We start from the raw sequence: 21,600 nt of genomic DNA, 5'->3' as shown, positions 1-21,600 counted from the left end.
ACTGCCTCTGCGGAAAGATTCTGGATTGCTTCGCTGCGCTCGCAATGACGATGTTGAGAATGCAGGCTCCAATCCGCCGGCAAGCGTCCTGTGCGGCGCGACTGGCTTGAACACCTCAGCAAGGCTGTTACGCTCTCTCAAAAAAGGGAGCGAACACCATGCAGCAACTTCGGATCGGCGACATCACCATCGATGCGGTGATCGAACGAGAAGGGCCGTGGCGGCGGCCGCAGGATTTCTTCCCGGCCTATGACGAGGGCGTGTTCGCCCGCCATCTGCCGACGATGGAGCCCGAGGTGTTCGACGCTGCGCGCGGCATGATGGTGATCACGTATCAGACCTTTGTCGTGCGCACGCCGCGTTACACCATTCTGGTCGACACCTGCACCGGCGAAGACAAGGGCCATCCGCCGCCGTTCGACTTTCCTGGCAAGGAGCGCTGGCGCAACGAGCTGTTCGCGCCCGGCATCTCTTTCGAGCAGATCGACTACGTGTTCTGCACCCATCTGCATATCGACCACACCGGCTGGAATACGATCCTGCGCGACGGTCGCTGGGTGCCGACCTTCCCGAATGCGAAATACGTCTTCCACAAAGGCGAATACGCGGCCTGGGAGGCCGAGCATGCCAAGGGCAGCAATCCGCCCGGCACCGTTTTTCGCGACAATTGCCTGCCGATCGTCGAGGCGGGACAGGCGCTATTGGTCGATGACGACTACGCGCTTGACGACACCGTCACGCTGACGCCGACGCCGGGGCACTCGCCCTGCCATTGCTGCGTGAACATCTTCTCGAAGGGGCAGCGCGCGGTGGTCGCCGGCGACCTCATGCATCACCAGATCCAATGCCGCGAGCCGGACTGGTCGGCGAAGCCGGATTGGGATCCAAAGCAGTCGGTGCTCTCGCGGCGGAAGTTCTTTGCGTCCGTGGCCGACACCGACACGCTGATTCTGCCGGTGCATTTCCCGGCGCCGACGGTGGGGCTGATCAGGCCGCTGGGAGATGCGTTCGATTATCGGTTCAGGCGGGCGTGACGTGATACGCTTCACCTCGCCCCGCTTGCGGCAGGGTTATCGCATATGAGTGCGGTTGCCTGTGGCGCATCCTTCGAGACGCCCGCCCTTGGCGGGCCCTCAGGATGAGGACAGAGTGCGCGGCAGCACTTTCAACGGACGCCGATACAGTTCAGCCTCATCCTGAGGAGACCGCTGAAAGCGGGCGTCTCGAAGGAGAGGCGCTTGCTCGGGGCCCCGCCACAAAGCCATATGCGATAGCCCTGCCGCAACCGGGGCGAGGGGGTAGATTGCACCGCGCTCTTACGCGCTGGTCTCGCACTTCTTCATGAAGCTGTTCTTGGCGGCGCCGGCGAGCGGCTTGCCGTCGGAGCCGACGGCCTTGGGCGTGCAGGCGTCGGCCTTGCACTTCTTCAGGAACGAGGTCTTGGCGGCGCCGGCCAGCGGCTTGCCGTCCTTGCCGACGGCCTTGCTCTCGCAGGTTTCTTGGGCGAAGGCCGAGCCCGCGGCAAAAGTGGCAACGATCGCAGCCAGGAAAATCCGTTTCATCATGGGGGGTTCTCCGTAAACCAGAAATGGCGGAGAGATTGGAGCCGGAAATCGTGGCGCAATCAAGCTGGATGGCGGCCTGTCGTCCGGTGCGCCCAGCGTTTTTGAGCAGGAGTCCGGCCGGCGCGCGCTCTGCTGCACTGCTCGCTGACCCCGGCCGGCGAGCCTGCTAGGCTCGGTCAGCTTAGCTGGACGGAGCATCGTGATGGACGCAATGATCCCGAAACACCAGGGAGCCGCCGATCAGCATTCTCACCTGGTTCGGCCTCAAGACATGGAATGGCAGACGACGCGCTTTCCGGGGTGCGAGGCCAAGACGCTGCTGTTCGATCGTCGCACCGGGCTGATGACCGCTTTGATGCGGTTTGCGCCGGGATCGGTGCTGCCGGATCACGAGCATGTCGGCATCGAGCAAAGCTGGGTGATCGAAGGCGCGCTCGTCGACAAGGAGGGGCCCGCTCAGGGCATCGCCTGCAGGGCTGGCGAATTCATCTGGCGCGAGGCGGGTAGCCGGCACGCGGCCTGGTGTCCGGAGGGCGCGCTGATCCTGGCGATCTTCCAGGTGCCGAACAAGTTCTTTGAGGCCGACGGCCGCGTCGTCGACGCGGCCGGCCAGGATTGGGATGAAACCTGGGGGCATACCGGCGTGCAGCGGGCCTGACCGCCCTCACACGCCTCGCGCGAGCAGCGCCTTGAAGTCGGCCCGCGCGCGCTGGGCCTCGGCGCGCGCCACCTCTGAGGCGTCGCCCATGCCGAAATAGCCGTGGATCAGGCCAGGGCCCTCATGGTGCTTGACCTTCACGCCCGCCGCCTCCAGCGCCCGCGCATAGGCCGCGCCCTCATCGCGCAGGGGATCGAACCAGGCGGTGGTCACGACCGCGGGGGCGACACCGGCGAGCGATGCTGCGCGTAGCGGCGAGACGCGCCAGTCGCTGGCGTGAGAGGGATCGGAGAGATAATGGCCGCAGAACCATTCCATCGTCGCGCGCGTCAGGAAGTAGCCGTCGGCATTCTCGGCGCGGGAGGGATAGCGCGCGTTCTCGCGCACATCGGCGTAGCCGCCGAGGACGTCCGTCACGGGATAGACCAACAGTTGTGCGGCGAGCTTGATGCCGGCATCACGGCAGGCGATTGCAGTAGTCGCCGCGAGGTTGCCGCCGGCGCTGTCGCCGGCAACGCCGAGGCGTCTGTCGTCCTTGCCAAATTCCGCAACGCGGCCAAACACGTCGCTCACCGCGGCGAAGGCGTCTTCGAAGGCGCCGGGAAAGCGCGTTTCCGGCGGCCGCCGATAGTCGACGGAGACGACGACGGCGCCGGTCTCGATCGCAAGGTTGCGCGCCTGCCGGTCGTGGGTTTCGAGGTCGCCTGCAACCCAGCCGCCGCCGTGGAAGAAGACCACGGTCGGCGCCGGCGTGGTGCCGGCCCGATAGACGCGCGCGGGAAGTGGACCGGCGCCGCCCTTCACCTTGATATCCTCGACGCTATCGACGGGCGGGGGCGGGATGGCGGCGCGCGAGGCAGCCAGTGCGCGCAAGGAATCGCGGGCGCTCTGTGGCGTCATGACCGTGGGATCGCGCATCGGCATGAGCGGAATGATCTGGGCGATGACGGGGTCGAGCGGCGCGGCCATGGCAGGTCCTCCAGGGTTCTTGGTCTTGCTTGCGGGTTAGCATAGATTTCGCGCGCCGCATCGGCAACCGGTTGCGGTGCTGCGGAATGAACGGGCAGGGAGGTTCTAAGAGGTGGAATTTGAAACGCTGGTCCAGTCGCGCCGCAGCGTGCGTGGTTTCAAGAAGGAGCCGGTGCCGCGCGCGGTGATCGAGGCGATCATGGAGAGTGCCAAGCGTGCGCCGTCGTCGATGAACACTCAGCCCTGGCACGTCCATGTGCTCACCGGCGCGCCACTCGAGGAGGTGCGCCGCCGCAACATGGAGGAGATGGTCGGCGGCGCCAAGGTCAAGCGCGACATCATCAGCCATGGCGAGTATCAGGGCGTGCATCGCACGCGGCAGGTCGACATCGCCAAGAAGCTGTTTGGCGCGATGGGAATCGCGCGCGATGACAAGCCGATGCGACAGGACTGGGTGCTGCGCGGCTTCCGCCAGTTCGACGCGCCGGTCTCACTGGTGCTGACCTACGACCGCGTGCTCGATCCCGGCGCGGTCTGTCATTTCGATCTCGGCGCGCTCTGCTACGGCATCGTGCTCGCGGCGTGGGACCGCGGTCTCGGCTCGGTGATCAACGGGCAGGGCATCATGCGATCCGATATCGTGCGCGAAGTTGCGAAGATTCCGGAGGACGAGGTCATCATGACTTGCGTTGCGATGGGCTATCCCGACGACGGCTTTGCCGCGAACGCAGTGCGCTCGGATCGGGAGCACAATCAGGAGTTCGTGCGCTACGTGGGTTTTGCCGACTAGCACAACGAGGAGGCGATTATTCTGCCGCAATTTTTTTGGTGCGGAGTCGTCGGCAACCTCTTGCAATCTCGAAGACGCAGGAGGAACAATATGCCTCGTGAGAGGTTTGTTGCTGGCGCGAGGGAATTGACATGCGGCGGCTGGCTAGCCTGGTTCGGCGGTTCTTCGGTCCGCGGATGCGGCGTCCGATCGATAATGATCCATCTCTTCCTTTCACACCCGAGGAGTTCGGCCGGCTGATCCGCAGCGGCCGGCATGAGGACATGAAGCTGCTCGCGGAGGGGCTGGCCTGCCGGTCCATCCCGCGCCGCGCCAGCTATCGCGCGACCCATTAGGGTGTGTTCGAGATGGCTCTGTTGCGCTCACCGCGTGAGCGCGACCGGCTTGAATGAATGGACCAAAGCCTTTTCCAGCTTCCCATTCATCCCGCACAAGACGTTGTAGGCCTCCGCGCGCGGCATGGTCGGCTTGTAGTGCCGGTGCTCGATCAGCGCCGCGAAAACGTCCGAGATGGTCAGGATCCGCACGATGTCGCCGATGCTCTCGGCAGAGAGCGCATCCGGATAGCCGCTGCCGTCGAGGTACTCGTGATGATGGCGAACGGCATCGAGAACTTCCGGTGAAATCTTGTCGTGCCCCCTCAAGAACTCGTAGCCCGAAACCGGATGGGTCTCGATCAGGGCCCGTTCCTCCGCATCCAGGCGGCCCGGCTTGTCGAGAATGGCGAGCGGGATCTGCGCCTTGCCGATGTCGTGGAACATGGCGGCCGAGTAGAGACGTTCCAGATCGGCCCGGCCGACGCCGAGGCTCAGGCCGAAGTCGATGGCGACGCCGGTCACGAGCAGGCAGTGCTGGTAGGTTCCCTCGTGGTGTCGCCGTACCGTGGTCAGCCATTCCGAAAGGCCTCGCTCGGTGATGCGATCGGCGATCTGGCGGCCGGCCTCCTTGGTGCCGTCGACGTCGAGGGGCTGGTCAAGGGTGACCGCCGTGAACATCGAGGCGATCGCGGTTGCCGCGGCCTCGACCGCGGTATCGGTCGGTGCAGTCTCGCTCGACGACGGCGAAGACGGATCCGCCGGATCAGACAGGGCCGCCAGCAGTCTGGGTCGGTTGACCGGACCGGGCAGGACGAGCGTCGCCCCGAGCGCGTAGGCTTGCGAGATACCGACGTGGGAGCTGTGCTCGAGGAGAAATATCCGCTTCTTCGCCTTGGCGAGCTTGCCAGCCCGCTTCTTGATGGCCGCGATATTGTCGAGATCGCGCAGGTCCGCGCGGATGACGATGGCGGAGGGGACCTGCGAGAGCTTGGCTTCGGCATCCAGCCGCTCGCCCGCGACGGCGAAACGCTCCTCGAGCATCGCGCAGACGCCGGCCAGCTTCTCGGATCTGTCGGCCAGCACGTGCACGAACGGGCGGGCCGCTTCCTGTCCGCGGATGCCGTCTCGATCGGTGCGGTTGAGGATGGTTCGCGCGTTCTGCACGGCTTTGACCTGGCCTGTTGCGGATTGCAATGCGTTGGTTGAATGCTCGGCCTATTTGCTCCGCACCATGGACTGCGGAGCGGCCGACGGTGCGCTGGCCTGCTTCTTCTTGCCGTCCGCAGTCACGAAGTGAATGCCGGCTGTGGTGCCGTCGATCCAGACCAGCTCGCAGCGCCGATAGGCCAGTCCGGTCGATGACAGCAGCATAAAGAATTCCTTGGCCTGCAGGACGTCCAGCGTGCCCTCGACCTCGACCTTCGCGCCTGTCTGCGACACGTCGAGCAGAACGCAGCTGCGCCGCCATGTGCCGTCGGAGCCCATCAGATTGATCGGCTGCCTGTGGTCCATCCGCACGCGCGCTGCCTTGCGGCCGTCAAATCTCATCGGCTAGCCCCCGCTCTTGCGCCATGTTTTCCGCAGCCATTGCCCCGGGCATTGGCGGCGATTTCCCCCCATCGCACCGTCCACTGGCTGGTCGACAGAAGCAGTGTCTCGAACAGGTGTTGCGCGCGTTCACGCTCGGCAAAGGAAAGCCTGGTGCCGCTGCGGTTGCTCAGGATCGCAAGCGTGGTTTGCCAGTTCAGCCGCGAAGCCCGGCAGGCCATGACGAGGCCCTCGCAATCGGCGTCGGTCATGACGTGCTCGACAATCTCGATGGGAGTCCCCGAAAGTACAGACAAGGCCGTGAACAGATTGGCCGTCTCGGCGCGGATCGCAAAGCGGTTCACCGTGGAATCGTTCAGCTTGCCGATGCGGTTGAGCGCGACGATCTCCGGCCGCGCGCTTGCATAGTCGGCCGCGCTGGGCAGCTTGGGCACAGTCGGCGACGCCGCTGGAGGAGGAGAGACGGCATGAGCCTTCTCCGCGCGAGCGTTGGGGCTCGGTGAGGTCGATAGCAACTTGCGCAGCACCGCATCGGGCGTGCCCGGTCTGAGCGCCAGAGCCTTCGTGAGTTCGTCATCGTTCACGCACTTCTCAACGAGCGCAGCGTAGGCGGCATCGGAGAACTGCGTCCCTGCATTGCCGATCAGCGCGAGGTGGACGGCGCGGCTGCCGCGCCTGATGAGCGTCTCTGCCAATGGCGGCTCGATCGAGGCGCGGGTCGCGATCGCGAGATGCTGCGGTTCGCCGCTCGAAATCGCGAGTGTTTCGAGATCGGACGTGGACAGCGCCTGCGATTTGAGCAGAACGGGGCAGGCCACGTCGGGATCGTCGTGCGAGGCGAGACGTCGCAAGGTCTGTGGCGGAGCCACTTTGAGCTCGGCAAGCGCCACGCCGAGTCGAACCAACGCGCCGGCCTCGACCCGCTCCGTCAATCGCAGCAGGACGCCGTCGACCACATTGGCCAGCAATTCCTGAGACCGGTCGCGGCTGCCCGTGAGCAACTGCAAAATGCCTTCGAGGATGCGGGCGCAACGGTCCAGCGGACACGTTGCGACCGCATCTTCCAACTCAACCAAAATATCAGCAGGCGAATTTGCCATCATGGCAGGAGCCTGAAATTGAAATAACTTGACGATCCAACAGGCGCTATTGCACGCTAAGGGCGTTAATTTGAATTTTAGATCACGAGTATTCGGGTACTCCGCAGCGCCGCAATACCGGTAAAACGCTATCGAAATTTGGCGAGATCGGACGTCCCGGCTTGTTCTTGCAGCCGTGCCTTCGCCAATTGGCCAAGACACGTTAAGATTGATTCTCTAGGTTTGACGCCACGGGCGAAGGGGAAAGGGGACCCGGCACCGCCGCCGGACGCGCGTCAATTGCGGCGCAGCGTTTCGTACCGCCATGAACAGCATTGATGACGTGCCCGGGTTGGCACCCAGAGTATTTCGCTTTTCGGACGTCGATGAATTTCGGTATGCCATCCGAGGCCTGGATTTAGAATTCACGCCGTTCGTGCGGAGCATTTCGGCCGAGCAGATCATTCTGTCGTTGCCCGGCTGTGACGTGAATCTGACGACCGCATTTCCGCGCGTGGTCGACGCGCAGCTCGTCGAGAATTGCACGGCGGTCGGGTTCAACATGGACGACCTCGACGTGCCCATACGTTTCAACGGCTCGCAGCGTGCGCGTCCGGCCATCGTCATCGGCAGCGGCGGCGCGGCCTACACCCTCATCGAGGAGGTGCAGCGGCAAATCGCGTCGGTGATTTTCAGGCCGGAGGTGACGGACCGCGGCTGGCCAAGCGCTTCCCAGACCTTCAAGATCTTCGAAACGAGCGCGGCGGGCCTCGGCAGGTTGCGCCGTGTGGTGCGTGAGGTCATGGCCGCGGCTTCAGAGCCCGTCGAGGCGGCGGATATTCCCTTGAAAGCCAGAGCAATGAAGGAATCTCTGCTCGCAGCCGTCGACCACGCGCTGGAGGACGTCGTTTCGGTCCGCTGGACCCTGCGTCCCAATGACGAGCGAAACTTCAGGATATTCCGGGAGATCAGCGCGCTTCTGGCCGATGATCTCTCGCAGCCGATCTACAGCGACGAGATTGCGCGCAAGCTCGGCCTGTCCGTCCGCACCATGCACGACATCGTCCGCCGCTATCGCGGCATGAGCTTGCACCGTTACTTGCGCCTGCGCCGGCTGTGGCTGGTGCGCCGGCGGCTGCTCGCCGGCGCCGACAGCGTCAAGGCGGTGGCGCTCGCCTTCGGCTTCTGGCATCTCAGCGACTTCTCCCGAAGTTACCGCGACCGGTTCGGTGAGACGCCGTCGCAAACCCTGGAGCGCGGGCGCGGGCGATAGTCCGACAAATGGCGTAGAGCTGGCCGCCGGTTTCGTGCTACCGTCAGGTCATGAGCAATCGCATTCTCGTCCTCTACGGTTCCTATCGTTCCGACCGCATGGGCATCCGCCTTGCGAATTTCGTCATCAACCGGCTGCGTGGCCGCGGCGACGACGTCACCTTCATCGACGCCAAGGCGATCGGCCTGCCGATGCTGGACCGCATGTACAAGGAGTATCCGAAGGGCGCGGCGCCGGAAGTGCTGGAGACGCTGGCCGGCCAGATCCGCGGCGCCGACGGCTTCGTCTTCGTCACCGGCGAATACAATTGGGGCATCCAGCCCGGCCTGAAAAATCTCACCGACCATTTCCTCGAAGAGTGGTTCTGGCGTCCGGCTGCGATCGTGAGCTATTCGGCCGGCCGCCTGTCCGGCGCGCGCGCCGCAACCGCCTGGCACGGCACGCTGTCTGAAATGGGCATGGTGGTGGTGTCGAGCACCATCGGCGTCGGCCCGATCGGGCAAACGCTATCGGCCGAGGGCGAGCCGATCGGCGAGGGCGGCCAGGCCTTGGAGCGCTCGTTTCCGCGCTTTGCCGACGACCTCACCTGGTGGATGGAGGCGGCGAAAGCGCAGCGGGCGCGCAAGGCGCCGCCTTATTAAGCCGCCCTGACCTCGCCGAGGAAGCGGTCGAATTGTCCGGCGAGCTCGCGCGACTGGGTCGAGAGCTGCTCGGCTGCGCCGAGCACTTCCCGTGCAGCAGCTCCGGTGTCGTCGGCGGCGCGCTGCACGCCGGAAATGTTGGTGTTGACCTCCTGGGTGCCGCGGGCGGCCTCCTGGACGCTGCGCGCGATCTCCTTGGTGGCCGAGCCCTGTTCCTCGATTGCGGCGGCAATCGCGGTGCCGATCTGGTCGATCTCGCCGATGACGTCGGCAACGTTGCGGATCGCGGCCACGGTCTCGTCGCTCGCAGTCTGGATCGCCGCGATCTGCTCGGAGATCTCGGTCGTCGCCTTGGCGGTCTGGCCCGCCAGCGACTTCACCTCGGAGGCGACCACGGCAAAGCCGCGGCCGGCATCGCCGGCGCGGGCGGCCTCGATCGTGGCGTTGAGAGCGAGAAGATTGGTCTGCTCGGCAATGCTCTGGATCAGCGTGACGACGTCACCGATCTTCTGCGCGCCCTCGGCGAGCGCACGGGCGGTGTCGCCGGTGCGGCGGGCGTTGTCGACCGCGCGGGCCGCGATCTCGGTGCTCTGCGCGACCTGGCGGCCGATCTCCGTGATCGAGGAGGTCAGCTCTTCGGTGGCGCTGGCGACGGTCTGCACATTGGTCGAGGTCTGCTCGGAGGCGGCGGCGACGATCGCGGCCTGGCTGTTGGTCTGCACCGCCGTCGAGGTCATCGACTGGGCGGTGCTTTCCATGGCCGCGGAGGCCTTGGACAGGCCGCCGACGAGCTCGGTGACCTTCGCCTCGAACGCGCGGGTGAGCTCGTCGAGTGCCTGGGCGCGGCGCATCTTGCCGTCGTTCTCGGCCTGCTTCTCGGCCGCGAGCCGATCGGCCCGGATCATGTTGTCCTTGAAGACCTGAACGGCTGCAGCCATCGCTCCGATCTCGTCCGAGCGCTCGGCGCCAGGAATGCTGTCCGCAATCTCACCCTCGGCGAGCCGCGACATCCGCGTCGTCAGGTTGACGATCGGGGCGCAGACGCGGCGGCGAACCATCACGATGAGACCGACGCTCGCGACCAGCACCGCGGCAAGGCCTGCAAGCGCGATGATGAAGCTGGTGCGCGCGGCGGAGGAGGCCCCGGCAAGGATCTGCTCGGCGTTGTCATAGAACGCGTCGCGAACCTCGATGATGGTGCCGAGCCCGCGCTGCGTGGCGGCGTAATAGGTCTCCATGTCGTGTTCGTACTTGCCACTGACGGCACCGTCCTTGACGAGCTTGAGCTCGCGGCCGAACTCCTCGACATAGATCGAATTGAACTTATCGAGCGCAGCGGCGACGTTCGCCGAAGTTGCCGGATTGCCGCGCAATTCGAGCAGCGCCATCACGAGCTGGTCGTTGCGGCCCTGCGAACGGCTGATGTCGGCCTTCTCGGCGTCGGTCGCCGGCTTCTTGCCGCCGACCAGGTTCTTGTGCAGGCTCGAATTGAAGCCGCCGACGTCACGCAATGTCATGGCGGTGTTGGCGTAGCTCGCCTGCCGGTAGGCGTCGCCGTTGAGGATCGCCATGCGGCGGACCTGCTCGTTGAGCAGCGCAGTCACGCCGCCGTTGAGCACGGCATTGTCGGCGACGATCTTCTTGGCGGCGTCCTTGCGCGCCTCGGCCGGCCCGGCCAGCGCCTTGTCGATCGCCTCGCGCAGCGCGGTGAACTTGGCATTGATGCCGTCGATGTTGCTGCCGATGCTGGTGCCGTCGTCGAACGGCCCGGGCAGTTGCTTGCGCAGCGCGTTCATCTTGTCGCGGGCCCCGTCGGTCTGCTTGCGCAGCTTGTCCTGCTCGGCGAGCAGTGCGGGATCGATGGTTGCGGGCCCGTAGAGGATGTTGGTGGAGAAGCCGCGCTCGGGATTGAGGTAGCGCGGGATGTCGCTGACGGCGCGGACGATCGCGAGCCGGCCCTCCGCTTCGGTGATCCGCTCCATGGTCTGGTACTTGGTCACGGCGACGTAGACGGCGAGGCCGCCGCCCACGGTCGACAACGAGACGATGGCGGTGGTCAGGAGCGTACCGATTTTCATGGTCTGTCCGGCAATTGCGCAGGTCGAATTATTTTGCGCGGACGATAGATGGCCCGTCTTAATCCTGGGTTTACGCTATTCGCCTGGATCCTGGCCGGATACTCGGTCGAACCTGGCAAGAACCTCCAGGGTGGCAGCGTCGCGCTCGCCGGCGAAATAGCGGGCGAGGGCCTCGTCGAAGACGGGCTCATCGGACACCGCGCCGAACAGGGTCATGGACGAGCGGAATTTGGCGTCATCCGGCGCGCCAAGAATCGCGTTGATGCTCCGTCCCTGGACGGCGAGCACGAGCCTGGTGCATTGGATCAGGCGCCTCCCGAGCACGGGATGGGCGAGATAGGCTTCGGCCTCGGCACGGGAGCCGATGGCGTAGCGCTGCGACATGGCGCTGAAGCCGAGGCCTGCGACCTGCGGGAAAATGAACCACATCCAGTGAGTCTGCTTCCGGCCCCGGGCCAGCTCGGCCTCGACGGCGCGAAAAACCGGGTTTTGGGCCCGGACGAAGCGCTCCAGATCGAAAGGATCGGCCATCGGATACCTCAGATCTGCCTAACCGGCCGCGATTATGCCTAACTTTTGGCTCCCAATGTGGTAGCTGGTATAGAGTCTCCGGGCGGGGGTTGGGCCCCCCGGGGGTCGATTTGGGGATCTGATGGTTTCCGACGCAGCGCACGCCGAGAGGCTGTTGTCGCGCCGCCGTATTGGGCGGGCCGAGCACGTTATGCTGTCGCTGGCTGCGGTCGCGCTGGCGCTGGGCGCCGCCGCCTGGGTCTCGGACATCGGGACTTCGAATTTCGGCGAATCGACCCCGCTGATCTCCGCCGCGCTGCCGCCGGCCAATACCCCTTCCTTCGAGGACCGTTTCGCTTCGGCGTCCGGGACGTCGTCCGCCCTCGGCCTGCGACAGCTGGAGCGTTCTGCCGTCAATGCGGTCCAGCTCAAGCTTCGCGACGCCAAGGCGATGCTGGCCCAGAAGCTCCAGGGCGACGACTGGCGCTCGACGCTGACCGACGACGACCGCTCCGTGACCGAAGAGCCGAGGCCCTCGCAGCGCGCCGACGCCATCCCGATGCCGCGCTCGCGCCCTGTCCAGGCCGACTTCTCCGCCCAGATCGCCTCCAGCCAGGCCTATGCCGACACCAGTACCAGGGCCGACAACCGCAATTTCTTCGAGAAATTCACCGACAAGATCAGGCTGGCCTCGCTGACACCCGGCGATGGCCTGTTCAGCAAGGCACCGGATCTAGCCGCGCTCGGCTATGATTCGCGCACGGCGGTCTACGACATCAAGGCCAAGGCGCTTTACCTGCCGAGCGGCGTCGCGCTGGAAGCCCATTCAGGCATGGGCGCGCTGATGGACGATCCCGATCATGTCGATCAGCGCATGGTGGGGGCGACCCCGCCGGCGATCTACGACCTGAAGCCGCGCGAAAAACTGTTTCACGGCGTTCGCGCGCTGCGCTTGACGCCGACCGAGGGTACCAGCGCGCTCGGCCGCGTCGGCCTGTTGACCCACAGCTACATGCTGGGCCCGCGCGGCGATTCCAACGGCTGCGTCTCGATCAAGGACTATGATCGTTTCCTCAAGGCTTACGACAATGGCGAGTTCAACCGTCTTGTCGTGGTGCCGAGCCTGAGCGGGGCGGCGACCGCCTCGCAGCGCGCGAGCACCGACTCCTGATCATTCGCCTGCTCCGGCCGGGGCTGCCGTTTCCCCTTCGTTAAGCCGTCATCGTCCAGAAGCAGCCTATGAGTGATCCATCAAGTTCCGACACCCCACTGCGTACGACGTTCAAGATCAAGTTGAACGGTGACACGCTGGCGATCGCGACGGTCGGCCAAGCCTATCAATTCCTCACCAACTTCAAGTCGGTCGAGTGGATGGAATTCCGCTCTCTGCATGAGGAGGCCGTCGCAGCTCTGGAAGGTGCTGCCGGTAACGCGATGCTGGCGGTGCAGGCCACCAACGCCGTGCGCGCGCTGTTCGTCAGCGCGAAGCTGCTCTGAAGCGGGCGACCGGCCGTTCTGTCGCATCTTGAACTCTGCTTTGGGAACGGGCAAACGGTCCGCGAAGATCGTCGCCGCAAAACTCATGTGTTTGAAAACTGAATTCACGGGAGAGCCCATCATGAAACGCCGTACATTCCTCAGGGGTGGCGCAGTCGCCGGCGCTGCCACGCTGGTTGCTGCACCTGCGATCGCGCAGAGCGCGCCCGAGATCAAATGGCGCCTGACCTCGAGCTTCCCGAAGTCGCTCGACACCATCTACGGCACGGCGCAGACCTTCGCCAAATATGTTGCCGAGGCCACCGACAACAAATTCCAGATCCAGACCTTTGCCGCCGGCGAGATCGTTCCGGGCTTGCAGGCGCTGGACGCCGTCAGCACCGCCTCGGTGGAGATGGCGCAGACCCCGCTCTATTTCTACATCGGCAAGGAGCCGGCGCTCGCCTATGCCACCGGCGCGCCCTTCGGGATGAACCATCGCCACCAGGAATCGTGGTGGCACTTCGGCGGCGGCGCCGATCTCACCAACGAGGCGCTGAAGCCGTTCAAGGCGCATGCGATCCTCTGCGGCAATTCCGGCACCCAGATGGGCGGCTGGTTCCGCAAGGAGATCAAGACCGTCGACGATCTCAAGGGACTCAAATTCCGCATCGCCGGCATGGGCGGCCACGTGCTGGCAAGGCTCGGCGTCGTGCCGCAGCAGATCGCAGGCGGCGACATCTATCCGGCGCTGGAGAAGGGCACCATCGACGCGGTCGAGTTCGTCGGCCCTTATGACGACGAGAAGCTCGGCTTCCAGAAGGTTGCCAAATATTACTACTTCCCCGGCTGGTGGGAAGGCGGCGCCATGCTGCACATGATCGTCAACGACGAGAAATGGGCCTCGCTGCCCAAGCACTACCAGGCGATCGTCAACCAGGCGGGCGCGGCGGCCGGCGCCTGGATGTTGGAGAAATACGACAGCGTGAATCCGGCGGCACTGAAGCGGCTGATCGCCAATGGCGCCGAGCTGAAGGCGTTCCCGCAACCGGTGCTGGAGGCCTGCTATAACGCGACCCAGGACCATCTGAACGAGCTCGCTGCCAAGAGCGACTTGTTCAAGCGGACCAAGGAAAGCCACGACGCGTATATGAAGGAACTGCTGTTCTATACCCAGATCGCGGAGAATTTTTACGACAACTATCTGCTCAGCAAGGCGCGCAACAGGAGTTGAGCGCGGCAGGCATGGTCGTTGGGACGTGCCCCGGAAACTCGTCATTCCGGGGCGCGCCTCTTGGCGCGAACCCGGAATCCATTTCACCGCGTGACCTGCTGTCCGATGGATTCCGCGCTCGCGACTGCATCGCGCCCCGGAATGGCGGCAAGAGGGGGAATTGCAGCGTCTTACGCCGTTCCCAGGCCCAGCTTGGCGTAGATCCTTCGCGCATAGGCGCCGAACGCATCCGTCGTTTTCAGCGGCAGATCGCGCGGGAAGGGCAGCTCGATCGGGAAATAATCGGCCATCTTCGCAGGTCCCGCCGTCAGCACGGCGCAATGCGAGGACAGGAACACCGCTTCCTGGATCGAGTGGGTAACGAAGATGATGGTCTTGCCGCTCTCCCGCCAGATCCGCAGCATCTCCAGATTCATCTGCTCGCGCGTCAGTGCGTCCAGCGCGCCGAACGGCTCGTCCATCAGGATCAGCTTTGGATCGTGAACGAAGGCGCGCGCGATCGCGGTGCGCTGCTGCATGCCGCCGGAGAGCTGCTGCGGATATTTCTGCTCGAAGCCGGCGAGCCCGACCAGGTTGAGCAGGTCGCGCGCCCGCTCGCGCGCGGCTTTGAGCGGCAGGCCGACGATTTCGGCGGGCAGCAGCACGTTGTCCAGGATGGTGCGCCATTTCAAGAGCAGGGCCTGCTGGAACACCATGCCGATGTCGCGGGTCGGATCGAACGGGCTGTTGGCGTTGCCGATCCGCACGGTGCCGCCGTCGGCGCCGTGCAGCCCGGCCAAAATCTTCATCACGGTCGTCTTGCCGCAGCCGGACGGGCCGACCAGCGAGACCAGCTCACCTTCCTGCACGTCCATCGTGACGTCGGAGACCGCCAGGAATTCGGCGCCGCCGCTGCGATAGACCTTGCGGACGCCCTGCAGGCTGATGAAGGGGGCAGAGCTCATGCCAGCCATTTGTTCAGATTGGCGGCGACGAAGGCATCGTCGCTGAGGTCAGCGTGCTCGCGCGTGACGCGGTCGATCTCCTCTTTCTGGCCGGGGCTGAGGCCCTCGTCCGGATCGAGGCACCACAAGCCTTTCATCAGGCCCTGGCGGCGCAGGATCTCGTGGCAGCCGGCGATGCAGCCGTGAAAATTGTTGGCGACATCGAAGAAGGCGCTGTTGCAGTCGGTGACGCGGGCATCGAGCGCGAGCAGGTCGGCCGGCACGCTGTCCTTGTGCCGAGCCGCCTTGCAGCGGTCGAACTGCTTGATCGCGCTCGCCGTCCATACCGACCAGTGGCCGAGCAGGCCCCCCTTGAAGTAGGTGCGGGTCGTGACGCCGTTGTCGCGCAGGTCGAAGGGCAGGGTGAGATCGAGCAGGATGTGATCGTCATTGCCGGTGTAGAGCGCGACGCGGTCGAGCGCACCTGCGGCTGCGACGCCGCGCAGCACGTCGAGTGTCCGATAGCGGTTGAACGGCGCAATCTTGATCGCGATGACATTGTCGATCGAGGCAAAGCGCTGCCAGAAGCGGCTCGACAGGACGACGCCGCCGACCGCCGGCTGGAGATAGAAGCCGACCAGCGGGATTTCGGCGGCGACGGAGGTGCAGTGGGCGATGATCTCGTCCTCGGAGGCGCTCTTCATCGCGGCGAGGCTGAGCAGGCCGGCGTGATAGCCGATGTCGCGCGCGGTGCGGGCCTCGGCGACCGCCTGCTTCGTCGGACCGGCGAGGCCCGCGACCATCGCCAGCGGGCGCTTGGTCCAGTTGGCCGCGGTCTCGGCGGCGAGCTCGAGCACAGGACGGTAGAGGCCGACATCGCGGATCGCGAACTGCGTGGTGTGCACGCCGACCGCAAGGCCGCCCGAGCCTGCATCGATGTAATAGCGCGTCAGCGCGCGCTGATGGGTTTTGTCGAGCTGGCGCTCGGCGGTAAGCGCGAGGGGATGCGCCGGCAGCACGGTGCCGTCGGCGATCAGCTTGCGGATGTCGCTGTTGATCTGGCTGTGGTGCATGATGTCCTATCCGAATTCGGGGCCGGCGACGGCGAATGGCATTTCTTCGGTGGCGACGGTGGCGGGGCCGAAACGCATACGCTGAAACGGCCGCTCAATGGTCCAGCCGGAGGCGGTCAAGCCTTCCAGAAATGCTGATTGCGACGCGACGGCGTCGAGCAGCAGCGGGCCGGTCTCGGAGCATGTGATCGCGTCGACCAGAGCCAGAGCTGCCGCGGCATCGTCGGCCAAGAGCGGGCCGATGTGGCGCGCGGTCCGGCCGTCGCGCACCAGCGCGATGGCGCCGCTCACGGCGACGATACGCGAGCCGGGGCGTTGTACGAAGGCGGAGAGAAGCGCGGCCCGGTCGAAACCGGTGGCCCGCCGGTCCCGCGCACTGAGCGCATCGAGTGTTGCGGAGGACGCTGGCGGCGCATCGGCGCGCGCAGGCTTCACCAGCTTCAGGCGACGCAGTTGCAGCGTCGGCGTGAACCCGAGCGGCCCGTAGACGGCAGCGCCGTCGGGCGTGGCGTCGAGCCAGCTCGTCAGGCCGTTCTTTCGTGCGGTTTCCAGGCAGGCGTCGACGAGACGGGTGGCAAGGCCGCGGCGGCGATGCGTGGCCGAGACCAGCACCATGCTGATCCAGGCATTGTTGCCGGAATAGGGCAGCAGTGCCGCGGTCGCAACCAATCGCGCGCCGTCACGGATGCCGAACACGATGCCTTCGCGCAGGAAGATGCGCCAGTCTTCCTCGGTCTGGTTCCAGTGCGCTTCCGTCGAGAGCGCCAGCCCCGCGATCGCGTCCTGCACGCCGAGCTTGAGGACGGGTGGAGCGTCAGTAGCGTCCATCACGCACCTCGTATTTGGTGGGCTTGCCGAGGTTCGGCATGGCGCGCGCGACCCAATCCGCGGTCCAGGCGATCAGCTGCTCGGTGTCGACCACGGGATGGCCGAACAGTTCGACCGCCTTCGACGTGTCGGTCAGCCAGGCCGTTGGCTCTTCCGTGCCGGTCAGCACCGGCGCGCGGCCGAACCTTGCGCCGAATTTTTGAGCGAGATCGCGCACGGCGAGGATCTCGTGGCCGCTGACATTGATCGGCGTTGTCGGCGTCGTGCAATGGGCGAGGCAGCGTAGCGCCTGGGCCGATGCATCGCCCTGCCAGATGAAATTGACATGGCCGAGGCTGACGTCGATCGGCGTGCCCGAGAGCACCTTCGCCGCGATGTCGTGCAGCACGCCGTAGCGCATGTCGATCGCATAGTTGAGGCGGAACAGGCGCCCGGGCGTTCCAAACTTGCGCGAGAAATACTCGAACATCCGCTCGCGACCGACGCAGGATTGCGCGTATTCGCCAGGCGGGTTCGGCGCCATGTCCTCGGTCGAGCCTTTGCCGTCGACAGCGACGAAGGGATAGATGCAGCCGGTCGAGAATGCGACGATGCGCGAGGACGGGAAGGCCTGTGCCACCAGGGCGGGCACGTGCGCGTTCATCGCCCAAGTCAGCGACAGATCGCCCTCGGCGCCGAACTTGCGGCCGGCCATGAAGACGATGTTCGGTGCCTTCGGCAGCGCTGCGATCGCCTTCTCGTCCATCAGGTCGCAGTTGATGGTGTCGACCCCGCGCGCGTGCAGCCAGTCTTTGACGCTCGCGTCGCTGAAGCGGGCGACGCCGATGATGCGACGATCGGGCGCGGCGGCCTTAGCAAGCCCCGCCAGCGTCGGCCCCATCTTGCCGGCGACGCCGAGGATCATGATGTCGCCGTCGACCTTGCCGAGGTCGTCGATCAGCGCCTGGCTCGGCCGGCACAGGAGATCGTCGAGAGCTGCGACATCGGGGATGGTTTTCGGCAGGTTCTCGCGGGTGAGCAGCATGGTTCTATCCTTCAAGTCGGCCGGTCCTAGGTTGCCATTGTCATGTCTGTCTGGCGTCGCCGACCACGAACATGCGCTCGAGGGCAAGGACGAGGCCGTACAGAGCGACCCCGAGCAGCGTCAACAGCACGACCGCCATCACCATTGCGGGCGTGTCGAGTGAGGACTGCACCTGGATCATGAGGTAGCCGAGCCCGCGCTCGGAGGCGATGAACTCGCCGACGATGGCGCCGGCGACCGCGAGAATGGCGCCGACCTTCATGCCGGAGAAGACGTAAGGCAGCGATCCCGGCAGCTGAATCTTGCGGAACAGGGTCCAGCGCGACCCGCGCAGCGATTTGACGAGGTCGAGCAGGTCCGGCTCGACCTCGCGCAAGCCGCGCGCGGTGGTGAGCAGGATCGGGAAGAAGCAGATGCTGAAAGCGATCAGGATGTTCGGGACGATGCCGTAGGAGAACCAGACGATGAAGAGCGGGCCGAGCGCGACCTTCGGGATCATGTTCAGAGTCACGAACAGCGGCAGCAGCACGAGGCTCAGCAGCGGCGCCCAGCTGAAGATCACGGCGAGCGCGACGCCGACGAAGGCACCGAGCGCGAAGCCGCCGAGAATCTCGATTGCGGTCACCAGCGTGTTGGCGCCCCAGGCATAGCTCGCGGTTCCCAGCGTCTGCACCGTCGCGAGCGGCGAGGGCAGGATGAATTTCGGTACGTGGAAGGCATCGACCGCGACCTGCCAGAGCACGAGCACGGCGAGGTGCACGATCAGGATGACCGCGAAGCTGCGCGAGCTGCTTGCCCTGTCTCCTGCCACCGCTTGCTCCCTGTTGGCGCGGCAACGATGCCGCAGGCCGCCAGCTTAGCCGTCCCCAGGGGAAGTTTCAACCAGTTGGTTGATTACGGCCGGAGCGACTGCAGCACCAGGTCGGCGACGTGGCGGCGGCGGGCCCGCTTTGCACTGCGGCTCGATAGGTCCTTGCCGAAGATCGCCGACAGCGTCGGTGTGTTGGAGAAGAAAAAATAGCTGAGGCCGGCAATGGAGATATAGAGTTGGACCGGATCGATCCCCTTGCGGAATACGCCCGCGCGCACGCCCTCGTTGAGGATGTGCGACACGCTCCTGACCAGCGGGGAATGCATCGCCTCCAGCCGCGTGGAGCCGCGGACGTGGGGGGCGCCGCCGCGGTTCTCGTCGTTCAAGAGCACGATGAAATCGGGGTTTGCGGCCAAATGGTCGAACGAGGCCTCGATTAGCTTGCGGATCGCCTTCTCCGGCGGCAGGCCTTCCAGATTGAGCTTGCGCTCCTGCTCGCGGATGTCCTCATAGACCCATTCGAGTACGGCGAGGTAGAGCGCGTCCTTGTCGCCGAAATAATGGTAGACGAGCTGCTTGTTGACGCCCGCGCGCTCGGCGATCTCGTCGACGCGGGCGCCCGCAAAACCGTGCCGGGAGAACTCCAGGCGTGCCGCGGTGAGCAGCTTGTTGCGGGTGGCGACGGGGTCGCGGCGCTGCGGCACGGTGTCGCCAGATCGTTTTGCGGGCATTTCCAACCAAACAGTTGACAAGTTGAGGGCGGGCTTGTTGCATTGGTATCCTCACAAGGGGAGAGCGACAAGCCGGGTCGCTGGCATGAGGAGAGATGCGATGAAGCGTTTGCAGGCGGCTGTTGTGGCCCTGATGCTCGGTTTGCCGGCGGTGCCGGCCAGCGCGGGCGAGGCGGTGAACCTGATCCTCAACTGGACGCCGACAGCCGATCACTCGCCCTATTACTACGCCAAGGCGCAGGGCTGGTACGAGAAGGCCGGCATCGACCTCACGATCGAGACCGGCAAGGGCTCCGGCGTCTCCGCCGCCAAGGTCGGCTCTGGCGGCTCGCCGTTCGGCGTCGCCGATCTCGCCACCATGCTGGTGGCCAAGAGCAAGGGCGCCGATACCGTTGCCGTGATGAGCGTCTATGCCAACACCGGGCAGACCTTCTACTGGCTGAAGAGCTACGGCGTGAACGGGGTGAAGGACTTTGCCGGCCACAAGATCGGCAATCCCCCGGGCGATGCTTCGCGCGTGATGTGGCCGGCCTTCGCCAAGGCCGCAGGGCTAGCGCCCGACGCCGTCGGCTTCGTAAATGTCGGGCCGACCGCGAAGATCGCGGCGCTGAAGAGCCACACCGTCGACATCATCAGCGATTTCTATAACGAGCACGATCTGAAGGTGATCGAGTTCGGACCAGACCTCGGCTATGTCAACTGGAAGGACATCGGGCTCAACCCTTACGGCAACTCGCTGATCGTCAACGGCGCCTATCTGCAGAAGAACCCGAAACTCGTCGAGGACTTCGTGCGCGTCACCCAGAAGGCCTTTGCGGCCTGCGTCGCTGACGCCGCGCCGTGCCTGAAGGCGCTGCTCGACCAGGTCTCGGGTCTCGACAAGGAGAACCAGGAGCGCCAGTGGGAGCGGATCAAATTCCTGATGACCGATGAGTTCACCACCACCAAGGGTCTCGGCTGGATCGACGGCGAGCGGATGAAAAAGGACTACGAGCTGGTCCAGACCTATCTCGGCATGGAGAAGCCGTTCGACGTCACGACCGCCTTCACGACCAAGATGCTCGATCCGAACATCAAGATGGATGCGAGCAAGGTGAAGAAGTAGGGGGCCTTCTCCGTCATTGCGAACGCAGCGAAGCAATCCAGAATCTTTCCGAGGAGTCAGTCTGGATTGCTTCGTCGCAAGGGCTCCTCGCAATGACGTTGTGAGAGGAGTGTTCCTTGCTCTCCTTCTCGGACACGACAGCGGCACAAGCCGAGCCCCAGCCCACGTAATCCCACGGAGAGTTAACCGGCCGTTAACCATATCCGCCGCATCGTTAACCATTCAATAACAGGGAACGAGTCGGCCGCCATGGAGGCTGCAGCAAAAGTCCAACGCCAAATGGTGCGCCTGCGCGGGCGCTCCTACGTGGCCTTCGTGTTTACGCCGACGGTTCCGGTCCAGGACTGGCTGCAGGAGATCGACGCCACCATCGCGCGTTCGCCGGGCTTCTTTGCCGGCCGGCCCGTGGTGATCGACCTATCCTCGGTCGACCTCAGCCAGGCCGGCATCGGCCATCTGCTCACCAGCCTGCAGGACCGCAACATCCGCGTGCTCGGCATCGAGGGCGTGGAGGAGGCAAGGCTGACCCCAATGATGCCGCCGCTGCTGTCGGGCGGACGCAGCTGCGTGGTCGAGCCGAGCGCGCCGAAGAAGCCGGAGACGAAAACCGAGGCCAAGCCGACCTCGCTGTTGCTCGAAAGCCCGGTGCGCTCGGGCCAGACCGTGATCTTCCCCGAAGGCGACATCACCATCCTCGGCTCGGTCGGCTCCGGGGCCGAGGTGGTCGCCGGCGGCTCGATCCACGTCTACGGCGCACTGCGCGGCCGCGCCATGGCGGGCGTGAACGGTCACACGAGCGCGCGCATCTATTGTCAGAAGATCGAGGCCGAACTGCTTGCGATCGATGGATTTTATCAGACCGCCGACGACATCGACGCCGCCCTGCGCGGCAGGCCGGCCCAGGCCTTCCTGCAGGGCAACACCATGCGAATTACCGCGCTGAACTGACCAGAAGGAGATTTCAGAA

The 21,600-nt window shown here is 65.0% G+C and carries 24 protein-coding genes; 11 read left to right on the top strand and 13 right to left on the bottom strand.

Annotation, left to right across the window (positions count from 1 at the left end):
• Window positions 1–158: 158 nt before the first annotated feature.
• The gene (locus tag P6U31_RS20555) at window positions 159–1,034 is read left to right on the top strand and encodes an MBL fold metallo-hydrolase (RefSeq protein WP_407183496.1); all 876 of its coding nucleotides are present in this window, start codon (window positions 159–161) and stop codon (window positions 1,032–1,034) included.
• A 282-nt stretch (window positions 1,035–1,316) separates the two neighbouring features.
• Here the strand turns inward: P6U31_RS20555 and P6U31_RS20550 are convergent, their stop codons facing one another.
• Entirely contained in the window at window positions 1,317–1,565 is a 249-nt protein-coding gene (locus P6U31_RS20550; protein WP_407183495.1) for a hypothetical protein, read from the bottom strand.
• Between the two features lie 202 nt (window positions 1,566–1,767).
• On the opposite strand from P6U31_RS20550, the gene P6U31_RS20545 reads away from it, so the two are divergent.
• Entirely contained in the window at window positions 1,768–2,223 is a 456-nt protein-coding gene (locus P6U31_RS20545; protein ID WP_407183493.1) for a cupin domain-containing protein, read from the top strand.
• Between the two features lie 6 nt (window positions 2,224–2,229).
• Here P6U31_RS20545 and P6U31_RS20540 read toward each other — a convergent pair whose 3' ends face one another.
• A complete protein-coding gene (locus tag P6U31_RS20540) occupies window positions 2,230–3,192 on the bottom strand; it encodes an alpha/beta hydrolase (RefSeq protein ID WP_407183492.1) in 963 nt (320 codons plus the stop codon).
• Window positions 3,193–3,304: 112 nt separating this feature from the next.
• Here P6U31_RS20540 and P6U31_RS20535 point away from each other — a divergent pair, with 112 nt between their 5' ends.
• Both P6U31_RS20535 and P6U31_RS20530 read left to right on the top strand, forming a co-directional pair.
• Window positions 3,305–3,982: a nitroreductase gene (locus P6U31_RS20535; RefSeq protein ID WP_407183491.1), complete on the top strand. Its 678-nt coding sequence runs from the start codon at window positions 3,305–3,307 to the stop codon at window positions 3,980–3,982.
• A 131-nt stretch (window positions 3,983–4,113) separates the two neighbouring features.
• Window positions 4,114–4,317 (top strand): hypothetical protein, encoded by a 204-nt coding sequence (locus P6U31_RS20530; RefSeq protein WP_407183490.1) that lies wholly within the window; start codon window positions 4,114–4,116, stop codon window positions 4,315–4,317.
• A gap of 27 nt (window positions 4,318–4,344) precedes the next feature.
• Here P6U31_RS20530 and P6U31_RS20525 read toward each other — a convergent pair whose 3' ends face one another.
• The 3 genes from P6U31_RS20525 to P6U31_RS20515 are packed head-to-tail and all read right to left on the bottom strand — an operon-like array spanning window position 4,345 to window position 6,950.
• A complete protein-coding gene (locus P6U31_RS20525; protein WP_407183489.1) occupies window positions 4,345–5,463 on the bottom strand; it encodes an HD-GYP domain-containing protein in 1,119 nt (372 codons plus the stop codon).
• Between the two features lie 51 nt (window positions 5,464–5,514).
• Window positions 5,515–5,847, bottom strand: coding sequence for a PilZ domain-containing protein (locus P6U31_RS20520; protein ID WP_407183488.1), 333 nt, complete (start codon window positions 5,845–5,847; stop codon window positions 5,515–5,517).
• Entirely contained in the window at window positions 5,844–6,950 is a 1,107-nt protein-coding gene (locus P6U31_RS20515) for a DUF2336 domain-containing protein (RefSeq protein WP_407183487.1), read from the bottom strand. Before P6U31_RS20515 ends, P6U31_RS20520 begins: the two co-directional genes overlap by 4 nt.
• A gap of 301 nt (window positions 6,951–7,251) precedes the next feature.
• Here P6U31_RS20515 and P6U31_RS20510 point away from each other — a divergent pair, with 301 nt between their 5' ends.
• Window positions 7,252–8,199 (top strand): helix-turn-helix domain-containing protein, encoded by a 948-nt coding sequence (locus P6U31_RS20510; protein WP_407183486.1) that lies wholly within the window; start codon window positions 7,252–7,254, stop codon window positions 8,197–8,199.
• Between the two features lie 50 nt (window positions 8,200–8,249).
• On the top strand, window positions 8,250–8,840 hold the full coding sequence (locus P6U31_RS20505) for an NADPH-dependent FMN reductase (protein WP_407183485.1): 591 nt from the start codon (window positions 8,250–8,252) through the stop codon (window positions 8,838–8,840).
• On the opposite strand, the gene P6U31_RS20500 is transcribed toward P6U31_RS20505, so the two are convergent.
• Window positions 8,837–10,918: a methyl-accepting chemotaxis protein gene (locus P6U31_RS20500; RefSeq protein WP_407183483.1), complete on the bottom strand. Its 2,082-nt coding sequence runs from the start codon at window positions 10,916–10,918 to the stop codon at window positions 8,837–8,839. The two genes, P6U31_RS20505 and P6U31_RS20500, sit on opposite strands and share 4 nt — an antisense overlap.
• Before the next feature lie 75 nt (window positions 10,919–10,993).
• Window positions 10,994–11,449, bottom strand: a complete 456-nt coding sequence (locus P6U31_RS20495; RefSeq protein ID WP_407183482.1) for a DUF1810 domain-containing protein — start codon at window positions 11,447–11,449, stop codon at window positions 10,994–10,996.
• 190 nt (window positions 11,450–11,639) lie between these two features.
• Between P6U31_RS20495 and P6U31_RS20490 the strand changes: the two genes are divergently transcribed.
• The 3 genes from P6U31_RS20490 (at window position 11,640) to P6U31_RS20480 (ending at window position 14,138) form a co-directional block, all read left to right on the top strand.
• Window positions 11,640–12,599, top strand: a complete 960-nt coding sequence (locus P6U31_RS20490; RefSeq protein WP_407189896.1) for a DUF2778 domain-containing protein — start codon at window positions 11,640–11,642, stop codon at window positions 12,597–12,599.
• 68 nt (window positions 12,600–12,667) lie between these two features.
• On the top strand, window positions 12,668–12,925 hold the full coding sequence (locus P6U31_RS20485; protein ID WP_407183480.1) for a hypothetical protein: 258 nt from the start codon (window positions 12,668–12,670) through the stop codon (window positions 12,923–12,925).
• A 121-nt stretch (window positions 12,926–13,046) separates the two neighbouring features.
• On the top strand, window positions 13,047–14,138 hold the full coding sequence (locus tag P6U31_RS20480; RefSeq protein WP_407183479.1) for a TRAP transporter substrate-binding protein: 1,092 nt from the start codon (window positions 13,047–13,049) through the stop codon (window positions 14,136–14,138).
• Between the two features lie 170 nt (window positions 14,139–14,308).
• On the opposite strand, the gene P6U31_RS20475 is transcribed toward P6U31_RS20480, so the two are convergent.
• The 6 genes from P6U31_RS20475 to P6U31_RS20450 all read right to left on the bottom strand — a co-directional run bounded on the left by P6U31_RS20475 (window position 14,309) and on the right by P6U31_RS20450 (window position 19,528).
• Entirely contained in the window at window positions 14,309–15,091 is a 783-nt protein-coding gene (locus tag P6U31_RS20475) for an ABC transporter ATP-binding protein (protein WP_407183478.1), read from the bottom strand.
• Entirely contained in the window at window positions 15,079–16,134 is a 1,056-nt protein-coding gene (locus tag P6U31_RS20470; RefSeq protein WP_407183477.1) for a dihydrodipicolinate synthase family protein, read from the bottom strand. The genes P6U31_RS20475 and P6U31_RS20470 overlap by 13 nt, the downstream gene beginning before the upstream one ends.
• A 6-nt stretch (window positions 16,135–16,140) precedes the next feature.
• Entirely contained in the window at window positions 16,141–16,962 is an 822-nt protein-coding gene (locus P6U31_RS20465) for a GNAT family N-acetyltransferase (protein WP_407183476.1), read from the bottom strand.
• Window positions 16,949–17,986 carry an NAD-dependent epimerase/dehydratase family protein gene (locus tag P6U31_RS20460; RefSeq protein WP_407183475.1) on the bottom strand — a complete coding sequence of 346 codons (1,038 nt, stop codon included), beginning with the start codon at window positions 17,984–17,986 and terminating at the stop codon, window positions 16,949–16,951. The genes P6U31_RS20465 and P6U31_RS20460 overlap by 14 nt, the downstream gene beginning before the upstream one ends.
• A 40-nt stretch (window positions 17,987–18,026) precedes the next feature.
• Window positions 18,027–18,797 carry an ABC transporter permease gene (locus P6U31_RS20455; protein ID WP_407183474.1) on the bottom strand — a complete coding sequence of 257 codons (771 nt, stop codon included), beginning with the start codon at window positions 18,795–18,797 and terminating at the stop codon, window positions 18,027–18,029.
• Between the two features lie 83 nt (window positions 18,798–18,880).
• Window positions 18,881–19,528: a TetR/AcrR family transcriptional regulator gene (locus P6U31_RS20450; protein WP_407183473.1), complete on the bottom strand. Its 648-nt coding sequence runs from the start codon at window positions 19,526–19,528 to the stop codon at window positions 18,881–18,883.
• Window positions 19,529–19,628: 100 nt separating this feature from the next.
• Between P6U31_RS20450 and P6U31_RS20445 the strand changes: the two genes are divergently transcribed.
• Both P6U31_RS20445 and minC read left to right on the top strand, forming a co-directional pair.
• Entirely contained in the window at window positions 19,629–20,633 is a 1,005-nt protein-coding gene (locus P6U31_RS20445) for an ABC transporter substrate-binding protein (RefSeq protein WP_407183471.1), read from the top strand.
• A 249-nt stretch (window positions 20,634–20,882) separates the two neighbouring features.
• A complete protein-coding gene (minC, locus tag P6U31_RS20440) occupies window positions 20,883–21,581 on the top strand; it encodes a septum site-determining protein MinC (protein WP_407183470.1) in 699 nt (232 codons plus the stop codon).
• The last annotated feature ends 19 nt before the right edge of the window (window positions 21,582–21,600 follow it).

It is taken from the genome of Bradyrhizobium centrosematis (assembly GCF_045571495.1).
Lineage (GTDB): Bacteria > Pseudomonadota > Alphaproteobacteria > Rhizobiales > Xanthobacteraceae > Bradyrhizobium > Bradyrhizobium centrosematis.
Note: the sequence above shows the minus strand (reverse complement) of the source record. Positions and strands in the feature narration are given on the sequence as shown.